The organism is Arthrobacter sp. H14 (genome assembly GCF_000520495.1).
Taxonomy (GTDB): Bacteria; Actinomycetota; Actinomycetes; order Actinomycetales; family Micrococcaceae; genus Arthrobacter_C.
In genome coordinates this window covers 1-5,231 of record NZ_KI914627.1, presented here as the reverse complement: position 1 = coordinate 5,231, position 5,231 = coordinate 1, and the positions used below count along the sequence as shown (strand labels likewise).

Here is a 5,231-nt window from a genome sequence, read left to right as displayed (position 1 = left end):
GCGGGCCAGCCGCTCGGCCGAATTGAGTCGCTCCTCGGCGACGGTGGATCCAGAGGTGTCCATGAGATATACAGTCGCATATCCACAGGCTGCGAAACAGCCCCGGGCGGAAAGGGAATTCGCCTTAGGATGGGCAAGTGCGTGCAACATCCTCCGCCCGGGACCGGACTCCAGCCTCGACCAGCCGACAGATACTGCGGCTCGCGGTGCCGGCATTCGGCGCCCTGATCGCCGAACCGCTGTTCCTGCTGGCCGACTCGGCGATCGTGGGCCATCTCGGCGTGGCCCCGTTGGCAGGGCTGGGGCTGGCGTCCACGTTGCTGCAGACCGGCGTCGGACTAATGGTGTTCCTCGCTTACTCCACAACCGCCGCGGTGGCGCGTTACGTCGGCGCGGGCCGCACAAGCGATGCGCTAGCTGTCGGCCGGGACGGGCTCTGGCTGGCGGTTCTGCTCGGGATCGTGATCGCTTCAGCCGGGTGGATTTTTGCCGAACCCGTGGTCCGGCTGATGGGGGCCGACGGCGAGGTGCTGGGTTACGCCGTCGACTATCTGCGCTTCTCCATGCCTGGATTGGTCGCCATGCTGCTGGTGCTCGCCGCAACCGGTGTGCTGCGCGGACTGCAGGACACGAAGACGCCGTTGGTGGTGGCGACGATCGGTTTCGCCGCGAACATTGTGCTGAACTTCGTGCTGGTCTACGGGTTGGACCTGTCGGTAACGGGCGCGGCGCTGGGCACGAGCATCGCCCAATGGGGGATGGCGGCCGTTTCGCTGGCCATTGCGGCGCAGGCCATGATCGGTAAGGAACTCGGTGCCGGAACGGTATCGGAAGAAGCGGCCGACGGCGATACGCCCCAAAGCGCGGCGCAGCAGATTGTGCACGTCCTCACCCGGAAAATGATCAAATGGGGCGCCGGTTTCGGCGTCATCACCGGGGCGCTGCTGGCCGCTGTTGGCCCCTTCATCGGCTGGATCTTCACCTCCGACCAGCAGGTCCAGGCGGCGTTTGCGGCCGGGCTGCTGGTGCTCGCGGCCGGACAGCCGATTGCCGGTTACGTGTTTGTGCTCGACGGCGTCCTCATTGGTGCGGGCGACGCGAAGTATCTGGCGATCGCCGGCGTCGTCAACCTGGTTCTCTATCTGCCGTTGCTGTGGTGGGTATTCAGTGCGGACCTCAGCGGTGGCGCCGGAATCGCCTGGTTGTGGGCGGCGTTTGGCGTCGGCTACCTGGCGGCACGGGCGCTTACTCTGGGCTGGCGGGTGCGCGACGACCGTTGGATGGTTGTCGGTGCGAGCCGCGGCTAATGTGGATTGGATGATGGCGCTGATCTGGAAACCCCTGCTGCTGCGTGCTCTGATCGCGGCCGTTTTCGGGGCCCTGACGATCTTCTGGCAGGAGCCGTCGGCCCTCGTGATGGGCGGTTCCGGAGCGTTCTACCTGATCGGAACCGGCGTGGCGATGTACTGGCTCCGCGACCGGCTTCGGCAAAGCGCGGGTAGCAGCGGGGACGCACTGACCCTGAATCTGCTCCGCTCGGCCGGAATCGCGTTGGCCGTGGGAGGCGTGCTGATTGTGATCTTTCCGACGCCGGAGATCTTCTCCATCGTCGTCACCATCGCGCTATTGCCGGCCGGTGCCGTCGAAATTTTCCTTGGACTGAGGCACCGCCGGACCACTGTGATTGGACGCGACTGGCTCATCACCGGCGTCGTCAACGCCGCTACCGGCCTGATCCTGCCCGCGGTGCCGCTGTTTGCAGTATTGGAACCGCACGCATTGCTGGGTGTTCTCGGTGGCTCGGCGATCATCACCGCCGTCGTCCTGTTGCTGGCCGCGCTGGGCTACCGGCACGAGGCGCAGTCGGCAAGGCCGGTCCATCACAGGCCGTAAACTAGAAGAGCCCGTTACAGTACTGCCGGCTCCCAGCGGTGGCGCGGGCGGAGTCGATCAACAGGAGTGATGTCAGTGGCCAGGAAACCAGGAGCGCGTTCGCGGACCTCGGTGAAGGCACCTCTCATCTTTTCGGCCGTGCTGGCCGGAATCGCCGGCGTAGCGGTCACCATTTTCTCGACCGGCGGCTCCATGCAGGCGCCCCGCGTGGACCTGGGCATCACGGCCGCGGGGATCGTTTTCATCGTGGCGTTGGTGGTCGCGGCGATGTTGTCCATGAGCGAGAAGCCGAACGACGAAGAGCTCGGGCAAGGCTCCGGCATCAACCTGAGTTCGTCGAAGATTCCCGGCGGCGCGCAGAATGCCAACATGCCGCGGAAGGACGACGGCGGCCGGTTGATCGGGCGCTACGGTGCCACGGAATCCGTGGAAGCGCCGGAACCTGGCCGCGATGCCGAGGGAAGCATGCGCCGGGTCGAGCCGGACCATCACCATGGTGTGGACAGCGACGACGAGACCCCCGGCCCGCTGCATCCGCCGAAAAAGTAAGCTTAGCTGAGCCTGCAGAAATAGCCACCCTTCCACAGGAACGCCCTGCATTGGAAGCAGCAGCTATGCGCTGGCTCCGGCCTTACGTGCCCGGTAAGCAGCAACATGAGCGCGGTTGGCGCAGTTTCCGGTGTCGCAATACCGTTTGGACCGGTTCTTCGACAGGTCGACGACGACGGCGTTGCAGCCTTCCGCTTCACAGATCCGCAGCCGTTCCAGTTCCTTCGACCGGATGACGTCCACCAGGCCCATGGCCGCCTCAACCGCCATGCGGGTCTCAAGCGGATCTTCCGGGCTGGTGGCATGCAGATGCCAGTCCCAACGGTCGTGTTTAACGAGCTGGGGGAGCGCATTCGCCTCCGCCATCACCTTGTTCACGATCTGCACCGCCTCCGCTTCGCTGGCGGTCCAGACCTGCCTTAGCCGCGGACGGAGGGCACGGACTGCCTCAAGTTCGGCCTGGTCATGAGTGCGGCTGCCGCTGTATTCCTCCCGCTGCACGAAGTCTTCAAGGGCGGAAAGGTCCGCAAGCTGATCGCCGTCGTCGTTGAGCGTGTTGATCAACGCCGCAACGGAACGCAGCGAGACTTCTGTGTCATTAGCAAAAAGCAAGTTGACTCCTGACGTGTCCTACCTTAGTGTCACTAGTGTAGATACATTTTACTCCTGACACCAAGTGCGGGAGATTTCGGTGAAGGGAGGGAACATGAGGAACATTTCGGCACGCCTCACCGGTTCAGGACTGGGCGTGGCACTGGTATCCGCGGCAACTTTTGGGGTTTCGGGGCCGTTTGCCAAGTCCCTGCTGGAAAGCGGTTGGTCGCCGGGAGCGGCCGTCGGAATCCGGCTTGGCGGCGCAGCACTGGTGCTGATTGTGCCGATCCTCCTGTCCCTTCGCGGCCGCTGGTCAGTGCTCCTCCGCGGCTGGCCCATGATCGTCGCCTACGGTTTGGTTCCGATCGCGGCCTGCCAACTCTTCTACTTCAACGCCGTCCAGCACCTTTCCGTCGGTGTCGCGCTCCTGCTGGAGTACCTGGCACCGGTGTTGATCGTCGGCTGGCTGTGGCTGCGCACGCAGAGGGCGCCGCGGTCGCTGACCGCCGTGGGTGCCGTTATCGCCATGGCCGGACTGGTGCTTGTGCTTGACCTGTTCGGCGGCTCCGTTACTCACAGCCCCATCGGCGTGATGTGGGGCCTCTTGGCCGCCGTCTGCCTGGCCGCATTTTTCCTGATGTCCGCGCATTCAGACGACGCGCTGCCGCCAATGGTGCTGGTCGGCGGCGGACTCGTGGTCGGCACGGCCGCGATCTTCCTCGCCGGGTGGATCGGATTCTTCCCGATGAAGTTCGCAGCGACGCAGGTGGTGCTCGTCGGCGCCGAGGTCTCCTGGCTCGTTCCGGCGCTGGGCCTGGTGCTGATCTGCGCTGTGGCCTCCTATCTGACCGGTCTGGTCGCCGTAAGGCGGCTGGGATCGCAGGTGGCGTCCTTCATTGCGTTGACCGAAGTGCTCTTCGCCGTCCTGGCGGCCTGGCTGATGCTGGGCGAGTTGCCTGGGTTGATTCAGTTGGCCGGCGGCTCGCTGATTGTCACCGGCGTCGTGCTGGTCCGCTACGACGAACTGCGCCGGCTGCGGAAGTTCACGACCGCCGGACGGTCCGCCTCGAACGAGACCGCCGCAATGTCGGGCGCAACCCCGGCTCACGCCGATCAGCCACAGTGAGGCAGCCCGTTAGCGGTCCAGCGTCGCTGACGCGCCGTGGTGGTAGAAAGTTTGCTGTCGGGTCACTTTGGGCTCTGGTGTGGGGGTGCTTCGCGGAGGATCATTGAGGTGTCTGCCTCGGTCGACGCCGGTTCATTCTTGGTGCTGCAGTTGAGCCTGCCGGTTAGCGTGGCGCGGAGAACTTCCACGGGAACCGTGGATTGTTGCCTTGAGCACGAGTGTTAGATTCCTGAATTCCCGTTAGCGATTTAGCGTCGCTGACGCGCCGTGGTGGTAGAAAGTCTGTTTTCGGGTCGCCCCGAGCTCTGGTCCGGAGACGGTTTTGGGCGGATTATGGAGGTGTCTGTCACGGTCGACGCCGGTACTTCTGTGGTGCTGCAGGTGAGCCTGTCCGTTAGCGTGGCGCGGAGAACTTCCACGGGAACCGTGGATTGTTGCCTTGAGCACGAGTGTTAGATTCCTGAATTATTTCCCTGTTCTCCCCGCGGCAGATGCCAACAATTCAATTCTGGGTGTCAGGAGAACGGTCATGGATATTGTGCACGAGCGAGCGGTCGGAATGGACATTTCCAAACGCGACGCGAAGGTCTGTTTAAGGGTTCCGGGCAAGCGGGCCGGGACCTACACTTCCACGGTCACCACCTGGGGTGCAACGACGAAGCAAATTCTGGCCCTGCGGGACTTTTTGGAGCGCGAACACGTGAGCACGGTGGTGATGGAAGCGACCAGTGATTATTGGAAGGCTTTCTTTTATCTGATGGAAGAGACCCTGCCGGTGGTGCTGGTCAATGCCAAAGACGCCCGGAATATCCCCGGGCGTAAAACCGACGTCTCCGACGCCACATGGCTGGCCCAACTGGCCGCCCACGGGCTGCTGCGCGCCTCGTTCATCCCACCGGAACCGATCCGGGAACTGCGGGACCTGACGCGGACCCGCTCCATTGCCACCCGTGACCGGACCCGGGAAATCCAACGGTTGGAGAAGTTTTTGGAAGGCTCGGGCATCAAACTCTCCTCCGTGGTTTCGGACCTGACCGGTGTCTCCTCCAGGGCGATGCTTGAAGCGCTC

6 protein-coding genes are annotated in these 5,231 nt (G+C 63.8%); 5 read left to right on the top strand and 1 reads right to left on the bottom strand.

All coding sequences use genetic code 11. The features are described from left to right. Positions 1 to 137: 137 nt before the first annotated feature. The 3 genes from Y707_RS0103855 to Y707_RS33215 all read left to right on the top strand — a co-directional run bounded on the left by Y707_RS0103855 (position 138) and on the right by Y707_RS33215 (position 2,442). Complete coding sequence (locus Y707_RS0103855) at positions 138 to 1,307, top strand: MATE family efflux transporter (protein WP_026534106.1); 1,170 nt, start codon at positions 138 to 140, stop codon at positions 1,305 to 1,307. A gap of 10 nt (positions 1,308 to 1,317) precedes the next feature. Then, positions 1,318 to 1,893 (top strand): DUF308 domain-containing protein, encoded by a 576-nt coding sequence (locus Y707_RS0103850; RefSeq protein WP_155852695.1) that lies wholly within the window; start codon positions 1,318 to 1,320, stop codon positions 1,891 to 1,893. A 75-nt stretch (positions 1,894 to 1,968) separates the two neighbouring features. Then, positions 1,969 to 2,442, top strand: coding sequence for a hypothetical protein (locus Y707_RS33215; RefSeq protein ID WP_333782834.1), 474 nt, complete (start codon positions 1,969 to 1,971; stop codon positions 2,440 to 2,442). 63 nt (positions 2,443 to 2,505) lie between these two features. Here the strand turns inward: Y707_RS33215 and Y707_RS0103840 are convergent, their stop codons facing one another. After that, the gene (locus tag Y707_RS0103840) at positions 2,506 to 3,054 is read right to left on the bottom strand and encodes a CGNR zinc finger domain-containing protein (RefSeq protein ID WP_026534104.1); all 549 of its coding nucleotides are present in this window, start codon (positions 3,052 to 3,054) and stop codon (positions 2,506 to 2,508) included. A 94-nt stretch (positions 3,055 to 3,148) separates the two neighbouring features. Between Y707_RS0103840 and Y707_RS23220 the strand changes: the two genes are divergently transcribed. Then, complete coding sequence (locus Y707_RS23220; RefSeq protein ID WP_051441621.1) at positions 3,149 to 4,162, top strand: EamA family transporter; 1,014 nt, start codon at positions 3,149 to 3,151, stop codon at positions 4,160 to 4,162. 529 nt (positions 4,163 to 4,691) lie between these two features. Continuing rightward, positions 4,692 to 5,231, top strand: a 540-nt coding sequence (locus Y707_RS0103830; protein ID WP_035780212.1) for an IS110 family transposase, incomplete at its 3' end; no start/stop codon positions are given.